The organism is Lysinibacillus sp. NPDC056220 (assembly GCF_049315265.1).
Classification (GTDB): domain Bacteria; phylum Bacillota; class Bacilli; order Bacillales_A; family Planococcaceae; genus Lysinibacillus; species Lysinibacillus pinottii.
Window position 1 is genome coordinate 515,174 of record NZ_JBMOXD010000001.1, and the last position, 22,072, is coordinate 537,245.

The following is a 22,072-nucleotide window of genomic DNA, read 5'->3' on the forward strand; positions in this document are numbered from 1 at the left end:
GACACGTGCAAGTTATTCGATATTTTGAACTTGCTCACGCATCTTTTCTAAAATTGTTTTCGCCTGAACAACAGCAACCGCTGCTTCTGTAGATTGATTTTTTGAACCAATCGTATTGATTTCACGATGAATCTCCTGCATTAAAAAGTCTAATTTCCTTCCGACTGAAATCGTTTCATGTAACGTTTCTTCCAGTTGATTAAAATGACTATCCAATCTGTCTAATTCCTCGGAAATGTCAACGCGTTCTGCAAAAATCGCTACTTCTGCTAATAAACGGTCATCTAATAAAGTTCCATCTGCAACTTCTGCAATCCGTTCTACTAATCGTGTACGATATTTTTCAACAGCAAGAGATGAACAGGAACGTATTTGATTCACTTGTTCTTTTAACTGTTGCTTATATTGTACAACAACTTCCTGCAATTCTTGCCCCTCACGCTCACGCATAAGTACAAGCTGTTCTATCGCCTGTGAAATCGCTTGTTCAACAGCACTAAGTAAATCCTCAGGTGTTAGTTGTGGTTTTTGCTGTACGAGTGCTTGCTCTAACGATAAAAGCTCCTGCATCGTCCATTTTTCTTCTAGTGGTACTTTACTTGCTAATTGCTCTTTTGCCTTACGATACGCTTCAATTAATGACCAATTAATCTCAATAGATTGCTCTACATTTTCTAAGTCCTTCACATATACCATCACATCAATTTTTCCGCGTGACAAAGCTTGAGAAATAAATTTCTTTGCAAAAATTTCAGCTTCAAGCCATTCTTTCGGAAATTTAGCATTGATTTCTAAAAAGCGATGGTTGACCGAGCGCATTTCTACGGTTAATTGAAAGTCTCTAGTTGTTGTGACACCTCTGCCAAAACCAGTCATACTACGCACCAAGGTTCGTCACACCTTTCTTTGCATACTGGGAATATTATAACATAAGCTTTATCGAATATGACGAATCTCCAAAAAAAATTGGATCGAATAAGAGCTAATTCTACCACAATTGAAGCTATATTTTAATATTCGCCTAAAAAATGCTATGATAAACATACAATTAGTGCTTTGCGGAGGCTTAAAAAGCGAATGCAGATGCAACAAGAAAAAAATACGAAAGTACCAAGATGCTTGTTATCATTGGAAAGAGGAATTCATATGGCATTTGACGGTTTATTTACCTATTCAATAACAGCCGACCTACAACAACTTGTCACAGGTCGAATTACTAAAATACACCAACCTAACGCTCAAGAGGTTGTTTTACATGTTCGTGCAAACGGGAAAAATCATAAATTGCTTTTTTCTATTCATTCTTCTTATGCACGAGTGCATCTTACGGAACAAACGATTGAAAATCCAGCAGAACCCCCTATGTTTTGTATGCTGCTGCGCAAGCATTTAGAGGGTGGATTTATTTCCTCCGTTAAACAGCTTGGGTTTGACCGTATTATAATAGTAGAAATCGAAAGTAAAAATGAAATTGGTGACCCTATAGTTAGACAACTACATGCTGAAATTATGGGTAGACATAGTAATCTACTTTTAATTGATAAAGAGCAAGGTAAAATTGTTGATAGTTTAAAGCACTTGCCTCCATCTGTAAATAGTTTTCGTACCGTTTTACCAGGCCAGCCTTACTTAGCTCCACCAACGCAAAATAAATGGAATCCCATACTAGTAACAGAAGAAGAGCTAGCAATATTTTTTGCGGAAACAAAAAATGCCAAAGACGTCGTGACACAATTTGCTGGGTTTTCACCTCTTCATGCTGAAGAATTATTGTACCGCATGACATCATCATTAAATCGAGTACAATGTTTCAAAGAATTTATAGCAGGTTTTTCTAATGGTGGAACGAGCCCTATGTATGTATTGGCTAATCACAAAACTTACTTCTCACCAATTGAACTAACCCACTTACATGGGGATATTACAGTTTATCCGAATGTTCATGAGCTTCTTGATCGTGTATTCTTTGCACGTGCGGAACGGGACCGTGTTAAGCAGCAAGCAGGTGATTTAGAAAGATGGCTACAAAATGAAATTGATAAACTGTCTTTAAAAACGAAAAAGCTAACGAAGGACTTTGAACGCGCCTCAAAGCTCGATCAATTTCAGTTATATGGTGAGCTGTTAATGGCTAATATTTATGCTTTTGAAAAGGGTGTCAAGGAAGTTACAGTCATAAATTACTACAGCGAAAATAGTGAAGAGATTACGATACCAGTCAGTGAACGTAAAACACCTATAGAAAACGCTCAAAGCTATTATACGAAATACACCAAAGCCAAAAATGCATTAATCATGGTGCAACAACAGCTTGAAAAAACACAAGAAGAAATTACTTACTTTGAAATGCTAGCACAACAAGTTCAGCAAGCATCACCTGGCGATATTGAAGAAATTCGTGAAGAACTTGCCGAACAGGGCTATTTAAAGCTACGCCATTCTAAGAAAAAGAAAAAACCTGTGAAACCTGAACCCGAACGCTATATTTCTTCCACAGGTACAGCCATTTCAGTTGGCAAGAACAACAAGCAAAATGATATGTTGACTTTTAAAATTGCAAAACGCACAGATATCTGGTTACACACGAAGGATATTCCAGGTTCTCATGTTGTCATCCACTCTAGCGAGCCCGATGAAACAACTTTACGTGAAGCTGCCACATTAGCTGCTTATTTTTCGAAGGCAAGAGAATCTTCTTCTGTTCCAGTGGATTATACAGACATTCGTCAGGTTAAGAAACCCAATGGGGCAAAACCCGGTTTTGTAATTTACTTCGAACAAAAAACTTTGTATATCGATCCCGATGAAGCACTCATTTTACAATTAAAAAAGCAGTCGTAAAGATAGAGACCGAGATAAATTTTCTCGGTTTTTTCTTTTTTAAAGTTATGTACACGTAATCCGTCCTACAAAACAATGAAAACAGCCACATCTTGATTGTTTCTTACAGACAATCTTCCTTATTATATTAACAATAAAAAAACATATGAATCATCTGAACTGTTTCTTACTACAGTTATTGACTTCTACCTTTTAGCAAAGCAAAATCAAAATATAAAAGATTGACTAGCATTTTGGAAAGGGCGTATCAATATGTCTGTAGGCAAAAAATTAAGTTTCGGTTTCTTTACCATTATTCTCACGTTAATTATTTCGTTAATGATTATGTTCATACTATTTTCAAACATTGAAAAAAAGATTGAGAATGCATTGGAAGTTCACGTAGCCCTTGTGGAATTAGCAGATGATATTCAATTTGAAATGGCCATGCAAGGTCTTTTTATTCGCGCCATTATTATCGAAGACAACCCTGTAAATAAAAAAAATTTCACAGAACATGCAAATTTACTCGATAAGCATGTAGCTGAAATCAAAGAAAAATCAAATTCCTCTGAAATGGATACATATGCAAAAGAATTAAATACTTTTAATGATGCTTTTAATAAATCAGCTACTGACGCACTCACACTTTTTGAAGCTGGTGACCTAGAAGGAGCTTTGCTAAAGGTTAATGGTGAAGTCCAGCAGGCTAATAAAGGCATTCAGGATATATCCAATAAAATTGCGAACTATCAAAAGGGACAACTTGAAAAGGTTACACTAGAATCTAAACAAGCTGTTTTCAACTCTCAAATCATTTCAATTATTGCTATCATTATTGGTGTTGCCCTTGGTATTATCCTGATGGTTTATATACAGCGAACTATTTCTCGCCCTTTAAAATCGGTAGTCCATGCGGCAAACCAAATAGCTATCGGAGAATTACACCATCAAGATGTGACTCACCACACTAAAGATGAAATTGGTCAACTTTCAACGGCCTTTAATTCAATGAAAGGCAGCCTGAAAAATTTATTAACCCATATTCAAGACAATGCTGAGCATCTAACAGCATCAGTAGAAGAACTTTCGGCTTCTACCGAAGAAATTACTTCCTCAGCTGATGAAATAACGGTGCGTATTAATGAAACTGCCAATGTTGCTAAAGCAGCTACCGTCGCTGCCAATGAAAGTGCCCATGCTATGGATGAAACAGCTGTAGGTGTTCAACGTATAGCAGAAGCTACACAACAACTTCATCACAGTGCTGTAACAACAAATGAATTAGCTACAAACGGCAACAGCACCTTAGAGAATGCTCAACTACAAATGAATGTGATCCATGATTCAACGCAAATAATCAACAACCTTGTACAAAAATTAAGTAAACAATCCGAAGAGATTAGCCAGATTACAACTGTCATTACAGCCATTACTGATCAAACTAATTTATTGGCACTCAACGCTGCCATTGAAGCAGCACGTGCGGGTGAGCATGGAAAAGGATTTGCTGTTGTCGCAGATGAGGTCCGTAAGTTAGCTGAAGAATCCAAACAATCGGCTAATCAAATCGTTGTCTTAACGCAGGAGATTCAAGAGGATACACAAAATGTAGAAAAAGCTGTTTTAGATGGCCTCCATTCAGTTGCAGATGGTGTCAAAATCATTGGACATGCAGGACAAGCATTTGAGGCAATCGTAAAAGCCATCAATGCAATGACAGACCAAATAGAAGATATATCAGCAACTTCTGAAGAAATTTCAGCTAGCGCAGAACAAGTAGCGGCCTCTGTCGCAGAAATTGCTCACGGCGCTTCGACTAGCTCAGATAGTACTCAAATAGTAGCCGCTGCTAGCAAAGAACAGACCATCACTATGCAACAAATCAATCAGGTTGCCTCGCATCTAAGCGAAAAGTCCTTAGATTTACAGCAACAAATTAATCAGTTTAAACTTTAATGAAGCAAATGGTGCATTCTTTATACTGGAATGCACTATTTTTTATTTATTATGTTATATAAATCTTCAGAACAACAAAGCACACTGCCTCAATCAGGAAATTTATAAAGAACTTAAACATTGAAAAATCAGATTTTTAGTAATTATTTGCATAATCAATCCTCGCCAGTAAGACAAATGACATCCTCAAAAAAACAGTACAAATAAAATGGATTAAATTAGTAAAGAGTGTACAGTAATCAAGGTTTATATAGACTTTATCTTGCATGAATAAAACTTAATCTGAGTGCATATATAATATCTAACTTCTCTCCAAGGAAATTATTTCAATAGAATATATTTGGTATAACTGATTTATCATATAATCCATTTTTTTCTTAGTATGGGTACATTTTTTCATAGATTAGCTCTATTCTTTCTTTTTCAACTTAATAGATGGATAATCCTAGAAAATTACAAAATAAGTTTCTTATATATCATTAATAGATAGAAATATTCATATTTCGAGATCACAAATTACAAGAAATTACCTGCAAACGAAACTAATTCACTTAGTTTTGCTTAGATTTTCTACAAATCTATTCAATTCCCTCAAAGTATTACATCTATGACTTTTGTATCATTTTTCAAAATTTAATATTATTATCGAAAAAATAGGAATTTTCTATATAGTAAATCATTTTTTTGTTTTTACTCTATTTTTGATATTCAGAATAGATAAATATCAAATTTTTATTATACATACACTCTATTTCATTAGCATGTTAAATCGGAAAAATTTATTATTCTCTTACTTGTCAGATAATACTATATAAATTTGAATCTTTTTTATTTTGTGCACAATGATTTTTTTGGTATATTAAATAGGAGCTTCACAAAAGGCTTAAAAATTGTATAAGGGGGATTCACATGAATAAAAACAAAAAGTTTTTATTACTAACAGTTCTTGCAGTATTTTCTTTAGTACTTGCTGCATGTGGCTTCGGTGGAGATTCGTCTGAAAAATCAAAAGACGATGGAAAAGATTCTGGTTCATCTGAAACAGCTTCAGGTGGCGAATTAAATGTAGTGGTAGCTTCTGAACCACCATCACTTCATCCTGCATTAGCAACAGATACAACTTCTGGAGTTATTCTTACAAATACTTTTGAAGGATTAACAACGCTTGATGCAGACGCTCGTCCCGTTGCAGCTGCAGCTGAAAGCTGGGAAGTTAGCGAAGACTTAAAAACATACACGTTTAAATTACGTGATGCTAAATGGTCAAACGGAGATCCAGTAGTTGCTGGTGACTTCGAATATGCTTGGAAATGGGCATTAAACCCAGACAATCTTTCTGAATATGCTTCAATCCTTTACCCAATTAAAGGTGCTACAGCATACAATAATGGTGAAGGTTCTGCTGATGACGTAGGCGTTAAAGCTGAAGATGAAAAAACATTAGTAGTAACTTTAGAAAACCCAACACCTTACTTCTTAGAATTAACAGCATTCAAAACATACGCACCATTAAACCAAAAAGTAGTTGAAGGTAATGATGAGTGGTATACAGATGCTGGTGAAAACTTTGTAACAAACGGACCATTCACATTAGGTGAGTGGAGACACAACGATACAATCGTATTAAAGAAAAACCCAGAGTACTGGGATGCTGATAAAGTGGCTTTAGACACTGTTAATATCGGTATGGTTGAATCTGAAGCAACAGCAGTAACAATGTTCAAAGGTGGAGAAATTGACTATCTTGGAGCACCATTCCAATCTGTAGCACTTGATGCTATCGATGGATTTAAAGCTGATAAATCTTTAAATATTAATGACCAAGCTTCTGTATATTGGTACAAGCTAAATACAAAAGATAAAATCACTGGAAACGCTAACATTCGTAAAGCATTAGCATTAGCAGTTGATCGACAAGGTTTAATTGATAATGTTACTAAAGGTGAGCAAAAACCTGCATTAGGTATGGTTCCTATCGCAGTTCATGGTTTTGAAGAAGACCGTGGTTACTACAAAGATAACGATATCGAAGGTGCTAAAGCAGCACTTGAAGCTGGTATGAAAGAACTTGGTATTACAAACCCAGCAGATGTAAAAATTAATCTTTCTTACAACACTAGTGAATCACACGCTGCTATCGCTCAATTCGTACAAGAAAACTGGACTAAAAACCTAGGAATCACTGTAGGTCTAGATAACTCTGAATGGCAAGTTTACCTAGAAAAACTTAACCAATTAGACTACCAAGTTGGCCGTATGGGCTGGGTTGGTGACTACAACGATGCTTATACATTCTTAGAAATGTATGACACTGCTGCAAACGGTAACAATGATACAGGTTGGGAAAATGCAGAATACAAAAAATTATTAGATCAATCTAATACAGAAGCAGATCCAGCGAAACGTCTTGAGCTTTTAAAACAAGCTGAAGCAATTGCTGTTTCTGAGTTCCCAGTTGTTCCAATTTACTACTACACGAACCTATCTGTAGTACAAGATTATGTGAAAGACATGAAGGCAGACATCCTTGGTAACATCTCTCTTAAAGAGGTTAAAGTAGAGAAATAATCAACAACATTTCGCTTATTTAGCTCTACAGCGAAGAGCTGCCTCGTAGCCCCTACGGCGCGAGTCAGCTCTTTTTAAAATACGAAGGCATATATTTGTCAGACAATTGACAAATAGAAGGAGGAGTTTTATGTGATTAAATATATTTTGAAAAGGCTGATGTATATACTTCTCGCGCTTTTCGTCATCGTAACTGTTACGTTTTTCTTAATGCGTCTCGCTCCTGGTAGTCCTTTTGCGAGTGAACGTAATTTCCCCCCTCAAATCGAGGAGAAGTTAAACGAAACGTATGGATTAAATAACCCTTGGTATATACAATATAAAGATTATTTAATCGATACGGCCACTTTCAATTTCGGTGAGTCAATGAAATATAAAGCGCGTTCTACAAATGATATGATTTCTGAAAGTTTCCCTGTTTCTTTAACATTGGGGATTGAGGCTATGCTATTAGCAATTGGATTCGGTGTTTTAATTGGCGTAGTTTCCGCGCTATATCATAATAAGTTCCCGGATTATTTGGCAACGTCCTTTGCGGTGCTCGGTATATCAGTACCTTCATTTATCTTAGCAGGTTTAATGCAGTATTTCTTAGCCTTTAAGCTTGGTTGGTTCCCTATCAGTGGATGGAAAGGCTTTGTTTATAGTATATTACCAGCCTTTGCAATTGCGCTCTCTCACATGGGCTTTATTGCAAAGTTAACTCGTTCAAGTATGCTTGAACAAAACAATAGTGAATATGTAAAAATGGCTCGTGCGAAAGGTATTGGTAAATGGACAATCGTTTTCCGCCATACATTACGAAATGCCCTACTACCAGTCGTAACGTATATTGGTCCCTTAACAGCTGGGGTTGTTACAGGTAGTTTCATTGTAGAGCAAATTTTCGCTATTCCTGGACTTGGTAAACACTTCGTTCAAAGTATTACAAACCGTGACTATACGGTCATTATGGGTACGACAGTGTTCTATTCCATCATCCTTTTATTTGCGGTATTAATCGTTGATATTCTATATAGTGTGATTGATCCGCGTATTAAACTGAAAGGAGCGAAAAAATAATGACACAGCAACAAATTGAAAAAGATAAGTTTAAAATTGTTGGTGGTAATCATGAAGCAACGGAAAAATTAGCTGACAAATCAGTCTCCTTTTGGAAAGAAGTATTTCTCCGTTTCTCTCATAATAAAATGGCCATTGTTGGGATCATTATTTTAATTATTGTTATTTTAATGGCTATATTCGCACCAATGCTATCTCAATATAAAGCAAGTGATCAGCTAGGTGTTTACAATGCACCACCATCTGCACAATTTTGGTTTGGGACGGATGACCTTGGTCGTGATATTTTCGTTCGTATTTGGGAAGGAGCTCGTATCTCCCTATTTATCGGAATTGCTGCGGCGGTTATTGACTTAATTATCGGTGTTATTTGGGGAAGTATTTCAGGTTTATCAGGCGGTCGCGTTGATAATATTATGATGCGTATTGCTGACGTTTTAACAGCTGTCCCTTACCTTTTAGTAGTAATCGTACTTTTAGTTGTTATGCAACCAGGTTTATTCCCTATGATTATTGCCTTGTCTATCACTGGATGGATTAACATGGCACGTATCGTTCGTGGTGAAGTATTATCTATTAAAAATCAAGAATACGTTCTTGCTGCTCGCACATTAGGTGCAAGTACAGGACATTTAATTATTAAACACTTAGTGCCGAATGCTCTTGGTGCCATTTTAGTAACGATGACTTTAACAATTCCATCTGCTATCTTCACTGAGTCATTCCTAAGTTACCTTGGTCTTGGGGTTCCTGCTCCAACTGCTTCATGGGGTACAATGGCTTCCGACGGTAATAAAGCTATAGCAAATGCACCATGGCGCTTGATTTTCCCAGCAGTATTTATCTCACTAACAATCTTTGCGTTTAACGCTGTTGGTGACGGCTTACGTGATGCTCTAGATCCAAAACTACGTAAATAAGGAGGTGGCCGAAATGAGTAAAACAATTCTAGAAGTAAAAGATTTAAAAATTAACTTTAAAACTTATGCAGGGCTTGTTCATGCTGTACGTGGTGTTAACTTTGATTTAAAGGAAGGTGAAACACTAGCTATAGTTGGTGAATCAGGTTCTGGAAAAAGTGTTACGAGTAATGCGTTAATGAAACTAATTCCACAGCCACCTGGTATTTATGAGTCAGGGCAAATTTTATTTAATGGTCGTGATTTAGTTCCGTTAACTGATAAAGAAATGTCTAAAGTACGCGGAAATGAAATTGCAATGATTTTCCAAGATCCAATGACAAGTTTGAATCCAACTATGAAGGTCGGACGTCAAATAACTGAAGTAATTTTGCAACATAGAAAAGTTTCTAAAGTAGATGCAAAAAAACGTGCCATTGAGCTTTTAACACAGGTAGGTATCCCCTTCCCTGAGAAACGTTATAATCAATACCCACATGAATTTTCAGGTGGTATGCGTCAACGTGTTGTTATTGCGATCGCCCTTGCAGCTGATCCTAAGCTACTGATTGCCGATGAGCCAACAACAGCCCTAGACGTAACTATTCAAGCACAGATTTTAGAGCTAATGAAGGAAATCCAAAAGAACTCGAAAACATCTATCATTTTCATTACACACGATTTAGGTGTTGTAGCGAACATCGCAGATCGTGTAGCCGTAATGTACGCTGGACAAATTGTAGAATATGGTACTGTTAATGATATTTTCTATAATCCAAAGCACCCATACACATGGGGTCTACTAGGTTCCATGCCTGATTTGGATAATGATACAGATGAGTTATTACGCACGATTCCTGGATCACCACCAGATCTTACGAACCCACCTAAAGGGGATGCATTTGCAGCACGTAACGAGTTCGCAATGGCCATTGATTATGAACAAGAACCACCAATGTTCCAAGTAAGTGAAACACATTTTGCAAAAACTTGGTTATTGCATCCTGATGCACCAAAGATTCCTCTTCCTGAAGCGGTTGCTAAACGTATAGAAGGGTATTTAGCAAAGGAGGCACAAGAAAATGACTAAAACTGGTGCTAAAAAAATTCTTGAAATTAAAAACCTAAAGCAGCATTTTGGTTCACCAAGTAATCCAATCAAAGCCGTAGATGGTATTAGCTTCGATGTTTATGAAGGTGAAACACTTGGTCTTGTAGGTGAATCAGGTTGTGGAAAGTCAACAACTGGTCGTTCAATCATTCGATTATATGATATTACAGGTGGCGAGATTGTTTTCGATGGGGAAAATGTTCATGGAAAAAAATCTAAAAATGAGTTAAAGAATTTTAACCGCCAAATGCAAATGATCTTCCAAGATCCTTACGCTTCTTTAAATCCTCGTATGACAGCTGGTGAAATCATTGGTGAAGCCTTTGATATCCATGGCCTTTACAAGGATAAAAATGTACGTCGTGGGAAAATTCAAGAGTTACTTGAAGCTGTAGGTTTAAACAAAGAGCACGCGAATCGATACGCACATGAATTCTCTGGCGGTCAACGTCAACGTATTGGGATTGCCCGTGCACTAAGCTTAGATCCTAAGTTTATCATTGCCGATGAGCCAATCTCTGCGCTTGACGTATCGATCCAAGCTCAGGTTGTTAACTTACTAAAACAACTTCAAAAAGAACGTGGCTTAACATATCTGTTCATTGCCCATGACCTTTCGATGGTAAAATACATCAGTGATCGTATTGCTGTAATGTACCGCGGTAAAATCATGGAAATCGGTAAAGCAGATGACATTTACAATCATCCTGTTCACCCGTATACAAAATCTTTATTATCAGCAATCCCACTTCCTGATCCAATGTCTGAGAAACGTCGTCAACGTATTCCGTACAAGCATACGGAGGTTGACGAAAGTGCATCGTATCATGAAGTAGGCGACCAACACTATGTATATGGAACTGCTGATTTAGTTAAAACTTGGGTTAATAATCGATAAGACTCGAACTCCTGTCTACAGTTTTACTACTGTGGCGGGAGTTTTTTCTTTACATTTCTCCATTTTGTTCTATAACTAATAAGTTTGTACATAAATTTATATGTATGCAGCATTGAAAATATTACTTATATTTTATCAGGTTACATATTCCTGATATTAATAAAGAACGATAAAACAAATTAAAACTATTATTTCTTTCTTGTTTGGTTTAATTATGGATCTAGCCCGAATTCACCTTTTGCAGGCAGTGTCCGCCTCCTAAATGTGGCTAAAAGCTTTACTTAAAAGGCCTCAACCTATCAGCCAGCTTATTTGGCTGCCGTTTTACTTTACATGTTTTTTCCAACGTAATATACGTATACCCTTTTTTATGAGATGTATTATTAAAAAAGCAGCTTTTCTTCTTTGTAGAAAAGCTGCTTTTTTGATTAATAATAAACTATTTAATAGGTTGATCAGCTAATAATTCAATTGTTTGAAGATTACTAGAAGTTCCATTATCATAAGATGCATTCCAGTTTTTTACGCGTTTATTAACAGGAATTATTTCTGTACGGAAGAAAGTTGGTACTACCATTGCTTTTTCACTCATATATTCTTGCCACTCTCTGAAAGCCTTTGTACGTGTATCTTGGTCCATAGCCTCTTCTGAGTCAATAGCGTCTAATAATTTTGTTAATTCAGGAGATACATAGCGGCTAAAGTTAAATTCAGCACCTTCACCATATAAACCTTTAGGAGATGGATTTGTTCCAGTTCCCCATGCAGCTTGATACATATCGATTTCTGGATCATCTGCTTGAACTTTATCGTAGAAAGCATTGAATTCAATAAGACGACCTGTTGTTAATTGCACGTCTAATCCCACTTCTTTCCAGTTCTGACGGAAGTATTCAACAATCGCTTCATCTGTTTCTGAACCAGCCATTGAAGCTAATCGAATAGAGAATTTTTTACCATCTTTATCTTCACGAATACCGTCACCATCTACATCTTTAAAGCCCGCTTTATCTAATAATTCTTTTGCTTTTTCAGGATCATAATTATAGCCTTCTAATGTTGCATCATAATAGGATGCAAATACTGGTGGAATTAAAGAATTTCCGCGCTCACGTAATCCTTGATAGAATTTTTCTGCAACACCTTCAACATCCATTGCAAACGCAACAGCCTGACGTAATTCAATACTATTCATTTTTGACTTTTCATCAAATACGTTTACTTTATTTGTTGTATCGTATTTTCCTAATTTAAAGCCGATATAAGAATATGATAATTCTGGACGACCTAATAATGCTATGTTTTGTAAATCCTTAATACTATCATACTGATTAGTTGGGTATGATGTAGCAATATCATATTTTCCAGTACGTAATGCTTCACCAATTGAAGTTGGTGGAACAACCTCAAGTACTACTTTATCCACTTTTGGCTTGCCTTTAAAATAATGTTCGTTTGCTACAAACTGTACAGACTCACCATTTACGACTTTATCAATTTTAAATGCACCAAGTGTTACTGGATTTTTACGTACTGCATCTGAAGCAAGTAAGTCTTTCACTGGAATAGATTCTAATTGATGTTTAGGCTCTGCATATGCCCATAAGCCATCACCAATGGAGTAAATAGCTGGTGATACTTTTTTAAGTTGGATTTTAATACTCTTATCATCAACTTTTGTAATACCAGAAATTGTATCCGCTTTACCATTATGGTATTCTTCTGCTCCTACAATGTTTTTAAAATCATCATCATAACGAACACCTGTATAATCTGGATGACCAATTAGCTCATATGGAAAAATTAGATCATCAGCTGTTAAAGGTGTACCATCTGACCATTTATAATCACCTTGAATTGTGACAGTTGCTGTTTTTGCTTCAGCATCAACGTCTAACTTTGCAATACCTTTGTCTGTAACAAGGAAGTTTCCATCTTGTTCAAAAAGCACATTAGACGCAAAGGCTAAAATTTCTGAATCATAAGCATCTTCGTATAGTTCCCAGTTGAAAATACCTTGGAACGGAGAGCTTGTTACAAGTCCTACGCGTAATGTACCACCTTGGATTGCGTCTCCTTCATTTGTTACTTCCATTGGTAATAATGAATCACTAGTACCTTCAGACTCGCCGGATTTTTCTGTTTCACCCGACTTTTCTTTGTTATCAGTTTCTGCGCCTTTTTCAGACCCATTGCCTCCACCACTGCAGGCTGCTAAAACTAGCATGAATGCAAATAAAATGGACAAGAATAACCAATTTTTCTTCATGTGTAAATCCTCCCCTTTATCCTAATCGTTGTTTTGCGTCAGCTGCACGTCTTAACGCTTGACCGACATAATTTATACCAAGCATCAAAACTAAAATTAATAATGATGCGGGCAACCAAATCCACCATTTTGAAGATAATACTACCGGATTTGTTGCATAGCTTACTAATGTCCCTAAGCTAGGTGTTGACGGCGGTAAACCAAAGCCTAAGAACGATAGACCCGTTTCAATACCAACATTCCCTGCAAAGTTTAACGTTAATTCTACTATTAGCAACGAGCTTAAATTTGGTAGTATCCCTTTAAACATAATGGCAAAATCACTAGTCCCCATTGTTTTCGAGGCACTCACATAATCTCTACGCCCTTCGGATAAAGCTTTACTTCGAACGAGGCGCGCAGTGCTTATCCATTGAAAGGCACTTAAAATCAAAATCAACTCAAAAACACCATATTTCGGAATAATTGTAACTAATACAATGATGATCATTAATGTCGGTAATGTCATAAGGAAATCAATGATACGCATAAATAAATTATCGATAAAGCCGCCGTAATAGCCCATTATAATGCCGAGGGCAATCCCTAAGGCATTCGCAATAAGCGTAATAGCAACTGCAATTAAAATAGAATTTTTCGCACCGATAATAAGCTGTCCATACATATCACGACCCGCTTCATCAGCCCCAAGAATATATCCATTAACACCAGGCTCTGTAAAACGCTCTAATAATTTTATTCGTAATATTTCATCCTGATTCATAAATACGGACATAATTAATATTACAATTATAAGCAAAGTAATTCCAATAAATGACAATAACGCTAATTTATCTTTTCTGAATTCACGAATAACGACTTGAATCCCTGTTGGTGGCATATTTTCAACTTTTACTACATCATTTTTTTGCTCCATTTTATTCACCTCTCCTTATGCGTTCAATGTAACTGTTAGTCTATGCGGATACGTGGATCAACAATGCTCATAATTATATCTGACAATAGACTACCTAATAACGCCAAGAAGCCATAAAGCATAACAAGAGCTGTAATAACACTATAATCACGACTTGTTACGGAATGGATGAATAATTGCCCCATGCCCGGGAAGCCAAAAATTGTCTCTATGAAAATCGAGCCGCCTAATAAGCCTGTAATTGTAAAGCCAAGGAAGGCCGCAATAGGTAATAAAGAGTTACGGAAAATATGTCTTCTGTAGATGATTTTCATTGGTACACCTTTACTACGTGCTGTCTTAACATAATCCTGTGTCTTGGCATCAATAATTTCTGAACGTAAGTATTGAATAATCGTCGTTGTCGCTAAAATGGCATACGTCATTGCAGGTAATATTAAATGATACAAGCGATTCCAATAATACTCGAGCGTTCCGGGTTCTATCCCTACATCGACTGTTCCACTCGTCGGAAACCACATTAAACGATATCCAAAGATATATAAGAAAATTAAGCCCAATACAAAAGTTGGTATTGCATAGCTTATAAAGCTATACAGAGTAATCGACTTATCATACAATGTATCCTGCTTACGTCCAGCTATCATTCCTAATGGAATAGCAATTAAATAAACAAGAATGGTGCTAAGTAGGGCAAGCCAAAAAGTGTTTAATGCACGCTCGCCAATCAATGAGGACACTGCAAGTTTATATGTATAGCTTTGTCCAAAATCTCCCTGAAAGGCATTGATCACCCAATGGTAATATTGTACATACCATGGATCATAATAACCCGCTTGAATTCTAAGTTCTTCAATACGTGCAGGGTCTGTTTCTGGTGTAATTAACCCTGTAAAAGGATCACCTGGCATTTGTTTCGCTAAGATAAAAATAATTAAGCTTAGCACAAACATTTGAGGAATCATTAAAACTATTCTTCTAGCAATTGTTTTCCACATTTCACATTCCTCCTGACATTGCAACCATATGTGTGTCTGAAATGGATTTCAGTGGATAGACTTTTCCATGCTCATCATAGTATTTATGTTGCTCTTGTTGATAATTTCCTTCTACCTGCTGTCGAATTAATTTACGCTCATTCCTAGTCTCTGGTTCGATATTTGGAATGGCTGATAAAAGGCGGTTCGTGTATATATGCTGCGGATTCTTATAAATATCATGTCTTGTACCAGTTTCCACAAAGCGTCCTTTGTACATAATAGAAATATGATCACACATATGTTTAACAACGCCTAAATCATGGGAAATGAATAAGTATGTAAGTCCATACTCATTTTGAATATCTTTCATGAAATTCAATACTTGTGCCTGTACTGATAGATCTAGCGCTGAAACAGGTTCGTCTGCAATAATCATTTTAGGGTTACAAGCAACCGCTCGCGCAATGCCCAGACGTTGCTTTTGGCCACCCGAAAATTCATGGGGATATTTTAGTAAAACATCTTCCGACATCCCAACAATAGCAAGTAGCTCTTTAATACGTTTGCGTTCCTCTTGATCACTGAGCTTCATAAAATTCCGAATAGGCTCTGCTAGAATATCGAGAACACGTTTTCTAGGATTCATACTAGAATGAGAGTCTTGGAAAATCATTTGTATGTCTCTGTTATAGGCAGAATCACGTTTTCTCTGTTGGTTTGTCACATTTTCACCCTCATAAAAAATTTGACCAGAGGTGATCTTTTCTAGACCTATGATTGCTTTTCCTGTTGTTGATTTACCTGATCCTGATTCTCCTACTAGCCCATACGTCTTGCCCTTTTCGAACTCCATTGTTACACCGTCCACTGCATATACGCGATCAACAACGGTATTAAAAAATCCTCCACGTATTGGGTAATGAACACTTAAATCTTTTATTTGCATAAAGCTCATACAGTCCCGCCCCCTTCTTCACCTTCGAAATGAAAGTGTTTCCAGCAGGTACATCTCACAAAATGTCCTGGTGCAATTTCATGTAATTGTGGTTTTGCTTCGTGTGAAGATGCATCAATCCACGGAATACGTCCTGAAAAACGACAACCTTCTCGAGGTAAATTGATTAAAGATGGTACCATCCCTTGAATAACCTCGAGTCTTTCATTTTCGCTATGTGTTTGTGGAATTGAATTTAATAGTGAACGCGTGTAAGGGTGCCTTGGATTATTGAATAATTCCTGAACCGGTGCCTCCTCCACTACTTCACCTGCATACATAACTACAACACGATCAGCCATCTCTGCTACAACGCCTAAATCATGCGTAATGAGAATAATGCCTGTCTCTGTCTCAGTCTGTAATGCTTTTAACAGGTCCAAAATTTGGGCCTGAATGGTAACATCTAATGCTGTTGTTGGTTCATCAGCAATTAATATAGCTGGCTTACATGATAGGGCAATCGCAATCATGACACGCTGACGCATCCCCCCCGATAGCTGATGAGGAAATTGTCTAGCTACGCGTTCTGGATTTGCAATTCCAACTTGATTGAGTAGTTCTAATACTCTTTCACTTCGCTGTTGTTTTGAAAGCTTTGTATGATAGATTAACCCTTCTTCAATTTGTTCGCTTATTCTCATTAAAGGGTTAAGTGCTGATAGCGGGTCCTGAAAAATAAACCCAATGTCATTACCACGTAAGTTATTAAATTGTTGGTCATTCAATTTTGCTAAATTTTGATTATTATAAAAGATATCACCAGTAACCTTTGTATTAACCTCATTGTGCAAACCTACAATAGTAGTCGCTAACGTACTTTTACCACAACCTGATTCTCCAACTATTGCTAATACCTCATTTTTTTGAAGCGAAAGTGAGACATCATCTACAGCAGCGTGGTATGTATCTTTTATGCGAAAACTTGTAGTCAAATTTGTTATTGTTAGTAAGTCTTTTGCTGTATTCAAACAATCTCTCCTCTATAATTCAATATTCTGAAAATACAAACGATACTTTATATCAGAATCATATTTAGTTTTTCTCTCTTCTCCCCTCATTTTTATATTGGCAAGTATGATTTTAATAATTTTTTCGCCTTCAACTCGTCAGCTGCTGATAGAATTATCTGAAAATTAAACTGTGCTATTATTTTAGCTAGAAAACATGTATAAACGCAAGTCCCTTTTTCAAATTATTTCAATCCAGCTTATAAATTTCCACCAGACATCTCCCTCTAAAAAATGCTCGTTTTATATTTTCGTTTTAAGAAATATTTTACTTTATCTTTACAAAGTTATAATTTATACAAAAATAAATTATTCAAATATAACAAAAAAATTCACACCACAAATTTACTTTTACAAATAAAACACAGTTAAACTCAAATAAATGAGTGTTTTATAGCAAAAAATAACAAATTAACTTTTATAGAAAAATTATATTTCACACATTTTTATTTTCAATGAATAATTTTGGACGTTGAAGTGCTAATATTTCAAATTACTTTAAGAAAACAATTTAAAGCTTTTAGTTTATAGCTATCTACCATACTTCTTAATTATTCCTAATTGCCGAATTTTTCTTTAATATTCAATATAGAAATACTATTTAGAATATTTTAAAAGGAAATTACATGATTTTATGTTAAAATTTCCAATGACAAAGTTTTATTATATTATTTTTCATTTCAACATAAGGAAAGGTTGGCTGTCATGGCAAAAATTAATGATGCATGGTTTACTGTAGAGGAAATCAATAATGAAACGTATGCTATAAGTGAATATGGTCATTGGGAAAAGGTGCATTCCTTTTTATTGCTTGGGGAGAAACAAGCTGTTCTTATTGATACAGGTCTTGGGATTGATAATATTCAAAGGATTAGTAAACAATTAACCTCTTTGCCCATTTCTGTGATTACAACACATGTTCATTGGGATCATATTGGCAGTCACGGAGCGTTTGATGATATTTATGTTCATAAAGATGAGGTTGATTGGCTAATCCATGGTATCCCTAAATTATCTATCGAACAGATTAGAACGGATGTTGGCCGTAATATTACGATACCTACACCTAAAACGTTTAATCCTTCGGACTACAAGCCTTTTCAGGGACAGCCTTCTGGTGTTTTAGAAGATGGTGATATTATAGATATAGGGAACCGAAAATTATCTATACTCCACACACCAGGGCATTCTCCTGGCCATATTGCTCTTTTGGATCATAAATATGGCTATTTGTTTACTGGGGACTTACTATATGATCAAGCACCTATTTATGCATTTTTTCCAACTACTAGCCCCGAGGATTTAGTCCAATCTTTAGAAAAAATAGCTAACTTATCTTCGCTTACGAAAATTTTTGGTTCTCATCACACATTAGGTCTTGACCCTTCTATCTTATTAGAGGTAAAAAAGGCAGTTATTACACTTCGAGAAAATAATCTAGTACATTTTGGGACAGGTATACATCGTTTTAATGGCTTTAGTATTCAATTTTAAATACCCTCTCCCTATTTAAATAGGAAGAAAAAAGCTGTTCTACAGGTCAAATAACCAGTAGAACAGCTTTTTATTATAGCTCTCCTGCCTTTAATTTCGCATGCCACTCTTTTAAGAATGGAATATCTTCTTCTCTAATAGCACCTGATTCATTTGCTGCCTCAATCAGATAATCGAAATTAGTTAAGGAGACATATTGGATGCCAGCTTCATCAAATGCTTGTTCAGCTCGTGGAAGATTATATGTGTAGACACAAACAACTCCTAGTACTTCACAGCCTGCTGCACGCAATGCTTCAACTGCTGTAATGGAAGAGCCACCAGTAGAAACGATATCCTCCACCACAACTACTTTTTGGCCCGCTGCGTATTTTCCTTCAATTTGATTGCCACGGCCATGTTCTTTCGCTTTAGAGCGTACATAGACCATTGGTAATTCTAAAATATCACTTACCCATGCTGCATGTGGGATACCTGCTGTTGCTGTACCAGCTACTATTTCAGTCGCTCCAAAATGCTCTTTAATTACAGCTGCTAAGCCAGTCGCAAGTTGTTTACGAATAACAGGGTCAGAGATTGTTAAACGTGTATCACAGTAAATAGGTGATTTTATACCAGATGCCCATGTAAATAATTCTGTTGGATTTAATTCTACAGCACCCACCTTTAGCATAGCGTGTGCAATTTCATTCTGTAATGTCATCATTTATGCCTCCCATAAATCACTTACGATTTTATATGCCGCTACTGGATCCTGTGCACCTGTTACAGCACGTCCAACAACGATGAGTGACGAACCTTCACGTTTTGCTCCATCCGGTGTGGCAATACGTTTTTGATCGTGTGCAGCGCCACCGGTTAGACGAATTCCTGGTGTTACCCGAAGAAAATCCTCTCCACACACTTCAGCTATTGCCTTAGCCTCATGTACCGAACAAACGACACCCTGTAAGGCAGCTTGTTTTGTTAGACGTGCATAATGTAGAACAGACTCCTGTAAGGATAAAGCAATTCTTTGCTCCGTCTGCATTTGCTCCTCTGTTGTGGATGTTAATTGTGTTACAGCAATTAATGCTGGACGTTCTTTGCCTACAGGTGTTCCTGCTTCTAGACCCTCTAGGGCAGCCTCCATCATTGGACGTCCACCTGCCGCATGGACATTTACTAAATTCACTCCTAGTTTGGCTAAGCCCTTCATAGCAGAGCCTACTGTATTCGGGATATCATGTAGTTTTAAATCAAGGAAAACATCATGACCTAACTCTTTTACTTTGCGTACAATATCAGGCCCTTCTTGCATATATAATTCCATTCCAATTTTCACGAAAAGAGGCTCATGGAAGTGCTTTAAGAAATCGAATACTTCTTTTTCTCCTGGAAAATCTAATGCTAGTATAGGCTTAGTATTCATCAACGATGGCTCCTTCCAATAATATCTGTTATATGTTCTACCTCAAGTGCGTCAAGTTTTGCTGGTAAATCATCAATAATATTTGGGCAAACGAAGTGGTCCACAAAATTTGCAGTTCCTATTGCCACAGCTGAAGCACCTGCCGACATAAAATCAATGACATCCTGTGCTTCTGTCACACCACCCATGCCAATTATCGGAATATTAACAGCCTTGTACACCTCATAAACCATTCGGATGGCAATGGGCTTTACAGCAGGACCAGATAAACCACCTGTGCCATTTGCGATGACTGGTTTCCCTGTCCGCTCATCTAAACGCATACCTACTAAAGTGTTAATCATTGTTATGCCATCCGCGCCACCCGCTTCGACAGCTAAAGCAATGTCTACGATATTTGTTACATTCGGTGATAGCTTCACATAAACAGGAACAGTGGATACAGCTTTAACCGCCTTGACAAGCTCACGTGCTGTGTCTGGATCTGTCCCAAATTGAATGCCACCACATTTAACATTTGGACATGAAATATTCAGCTCCAAAGCTTGGACATTAGGTGCTGCTGAAATACGTCTCGCTACTTCTACATAATCTGCAGTCTCTGTTCCAGCCACATTGGCGATAATTGGTACATCATAGCCCTCTAAAAATTTCAATTCCTCATTCATCACTTTTTCAATGCCAGGATTTTGTAGCCCAATTGCATTTAACATCCCTGCTGCTGTTTCAGCCACACGCGGCGTTGGATTACCTGCACGAGTTTCAACTGTTGTTGCTTTAATCATTATTGCCCCTAACTTGGATAGATCGTAAAGCTGTGCATATTCACGTCCAAAACCAAAGCAACCGGAAGCAGGCATAATAGGGTTTTTTAAATCTAAACCTGGTAATTGAATGTTTAAACGACTCATAATGCCACCGTACCTTTCGGGAAAACTGGACCATCAGAGCATACTTTGACATAGTCTTTTGCTATTTGATCGGTTGTTTTGCAGACACATGCAAAACAAGCACCAATACCACAGCCCATACGCTCTTCAAATGATAAATAACCTTCTTTTTCTGGATAGAAGCCTTCAAGTGCTTTTAACATTGGGAGAGGACCGCAAGAATAAAAGACATCAAATTCAGGTGCTCGAGACTCTAACACATTTGTCACAAAGCCTTTTGTCCCTTTAGAGCCGTCAACCGTTACATAATGCGTTTCCCCAAGGGCGCTGAATTCCTCTTCATAGAAGCATACATCTTCCGTTTGAAAGCCAAGCACATGTATTGTTTTAACACCACGTGCGTTTAATTGCTTGGAAAGCTCATGTAGTGGAGGCACTCCGATTCCCCCTCCGACTAGTAGAGCTGTTCCTCCCTCTTTTACTGCATCTACTGGGAAACCATTTCCAATTGGTCCGAGGACATTGACCTGTTGACCTTCACGATTTGTTGCTAATACTTTGGTACCACGACCCTCAGCACGATAAATCATTGTAAATTCATTGTTATCTTTATCTATATTTGCAATACTAATTGGTCGACGTAAAAGCGGCTCCAACGAATCCGACACCTTTACATGGACAAACTGGCCAGGAGTCATATCCTGAACCAGTTCACCATGAAGTGTCAGTTCGAAAATGTTTGTCGCAATTTGCTTTTGGGAGACGACCCTCATTTTCTCTTGACGTATCAT

18 protein-coding genes are annotated in these 22,072 nt (G+C 37.0%); 8 read left to right on the forward strand and 10 right to left on the reverse strand.

What is annotated here, in order from left to right; translation table 11 throughout:
- Positions 1-12: 12 nt before the first annotated feature.
- Positions 13-888, reverse strand: a complete 876-nt coding sequence (locus ACOZBY_RS02535) for a YicC/YloC family endoribonuclease (protein ID WP_031418953.1) — start codon at positions 886-888, stop codon at positions 13-15.
- Positions 889-1,146: 258 nt separating this feature from the next.
- Here ACOZBY_RS02535 and ACOZBY_RS02540 point away from each other — a divergent pair, with 258 nt between their 5' ends.
- The 7 genes from ACOZBY_RS02540 to ACOZBY_RS02570 all read left to right on the forward strand — a co-directional run bounded on the left by ACOZBY_RS02540 (position 1,147) and on the right by ACOZBY_RS02570 (position 11,317).
- Positions 1,147-2,841 (forward strand): Rqc2 family fibronectin-binding protein, encoded by a 1,695-nt coding sequence (locus tag ACOZBY_RS02540; protein WP_099805127.1) that lies wholly within the window; start codon positions 1,147-1,149, stop codon positions 2,839-2,841.
- 252 nt (positions 2,842-3,093) lie between these two features.
- Complete coding sequence (locus ACOZBY_RS02545; protein WP_422761420.1) at positions 3,094-4,779, forward strand: methyl-accepting chemotaxis protein; 1,686 nt, start codon at positions 3,094-3,096, stop codon at positions 4,777-4,779.
- Positions 4,780-5,688: 909 nt separating this feature from the next.
- Positions 5,689-7,347 carry a peptide ABC transporter substrate-binding protein gene (locus ACOZBY_RS02550; RefSeq protein ID WP_031418949.1) on the forward strand — a complete coding sequence of 553 codons (1,659 nt, stop codon included), beginning with the start codon at positions 5,689-5,691 and terminating at the stop codon, positions 7,345-7,347.
- 132 nt (positions 7,348-7,479) lie between these two features.
- Positions 7,480-8,409 (forward strand): ABC transporter permease, encoded by a 930-nt coding sequence (locus ACOZBY_RS02555; protein ID WP_031418948.1) that lies wholly within the window; start codon positions 7,480-7,482, stop codon positions 8,407-8,409.
- Positions 8,409-9,329, forward strand: coding sequence for an ABC transporter permease (locus ACOZBY_RS02560; RefSeq protein ID WP_012293199.1), 921 nt, complete (start codon positions 8,409-8,411; stop codon positions 9,327-9,329). Before ACOZBY_RS02555 ends, ACOZBY_RS02560 begins: the two co-directional genes overlap by 1 nt.
- Before the next feature lie 13 nt (positions 9,330-9,342).
- Positions 9,343-10,398 (forward strand): ABC transporter ATP-binding protein, encoded by a 1,056-nt coding sequence (locus tag ACOZBY_RS02565; protein ID WP_025113882.1) that lies wholly within the window; start codon positions 9,343-9,345, stop codon positions 10,396-10,398.
- Positions 10,391-11,317, forward strand: coding sequence for an ABC transporter ATP-binding protein (locus ACOZBY_RS02570; RefSeq protein ID WP_012293197.1), 927 nt, complete (start codon positions 10,391-10,393; stop codon positions 11,315-11,317). The genes ACOZBY_RS02565 and ACOZBY_RS02570 overlap by 8 nt, the downstream gene beginning before the upstream one ends.
- Before the next feature lie 439 nt (positions 11,318-11,756).
- On the opposite strand, the gene ACOZBY_RS02575 is transcribed toward ACOZBY_RS02570, so the two are convergent.
- The 5 genes from ACOZBY_RS02575 to ACOZBY_RS02595 are packed head-to-tail and all read right to left on the reverse strand — an operon-like array spanning position 11,757 to position 17,447.
- A complete protein-coding gene (locus ACOZBY_RS02575) occupies positions 11,757-13,586 on the reverse strand; it encodes an oligopeptide ABC transporter substrate-binding protein (protein WP_031418944.1) in 1,830 nt (609 codons plus the stop codon).
- Between the two features lie 16 nt (positions 13,587-13,602).
- Positions 13,603-14,502, reverse strand: a complete 900-nt coding sequence (locus ACOZBY_RS02580; protein WP_031418942.1) for an ABC transporter permease — start codon at positions 14,500-14,502, stop codon at positions 13,603-13,605.
- Between the two features lie 35 nt (positions 14,503-14,537).
- Positions 14,538-15,500: an oligopeptide ABC transporter permease gene (gene opp4B, locus ACOZBY_RS02585; protein WP_031418940.1), complete on the reverse strand. Its 963-nt coding sequence runs from the start codon at positions 15,498-15,500 to the stop codon at positions 14,538-14,540.
- A gap of 1 nt (position 15,501) precedes the next feature.
- Positions 15,502-16,437: an ATP-binding cassette domain-containing protein gene (locus ACOZBY_RS02590; protein ID WP_012293193.1), complete on the reverse strand. Its 936-nt coding sequence runs from the start codon at positions 16,435-16,437 to the stop codon at positions 15,502-15,504.
- Complete coding sequence (locus ACOZBY_RS02595; protein WP_012293192.1) at positions 16,434-17,447, reverse strand: ABC transporter ATP-binding protein; 1,014 nt, start codon at positions 17,445-17,447, stop codon at positions 16,434-16,436. Before ACOZBY_RS02595 ends, ACOZBY_RS02590 begins: the two co-directional genes overlap by 4 nt.
- Positions 17,448-18,191: 744 nt before the next feature.
- Between ACOZBY_RS02595 and ACOZBY_RS02600 the strand changes: the two genes are divergently transcribed.
- The gene (locus ACOZBY_RS02600) at positions 18,192-18,980 is read left to right on the forward strand and encodes an MBL fold metallo-hydrolase (protein WP_031418939.1); all 789 of its coding nucleotides are present in this window, start codon (positions 18,192-18,194) and stop codon (positions 18,978-18,980) included.
- A gap of 73 nt (positions 18,981-19,053) precedes the next feature.
- Here ACOZBY_RS02600 and pyrE read toward each other — a convergent pair whose 3' ends face one another.
- The 4 genes from pyrE to ACOZBY_RS02620 are packed head-to-tail and all read right to left on the reverse strand — an operon-like array spanning position 19,054 to position 22,072.
- Entirely contained in the window at positions 19,054-19,683 is a 630-nt protein-coding gene (pyrE, locus tag ACOZBY_RS02605; RefSeq protein ID WP_031418938.1) for an orotate phosphoribosyltransferase, read from the reverse strand.
- Positions 19,684-19,686: 3 nt separating this feature from the next.
- Positions 19,687-20,391 carry an orotidine-5'-phosphate decarboxylase gene (gene pyrF / locus ACOZBY_RS02610; RefSeq protein ID WP_422761425.1) on the reverse strand — a complete coding sequence of 235 codons (705 nt, stop codon included), beginning with the start codon at positions 20,389-20,391 and terminating at the stop codon, positions 19,687-19,689.
- Complete coding sequence (locus tag ACOZBY_RS02615) at positions 20,391-21,302, reverse strand: dihydroorotate dehydrogenase (protein ID WP_031418936.1); 912 nt, start codon at positions 21,300-21,302, stop codon at positions 20,391-20,393. Before ACOZBY_RS02615 ends, pyrF begins: the two co-directional genes overlap by 1 nt.
- Complete coding sequence (locus ACOZBY_RS02620; RefSeq protein WP_012293188.1) at positions 21,299-22,072, reverse strand: dihydroorotate dehydrogenase electron transfer subunit; 774 nt, start codon at positions 22,070-22,072, stop codon at positions 21,299-21,301. Before ACOZBY_RS02620 ends, ACOZBY_RS02615 begins: the two co-directional genes overlap by 4 nt.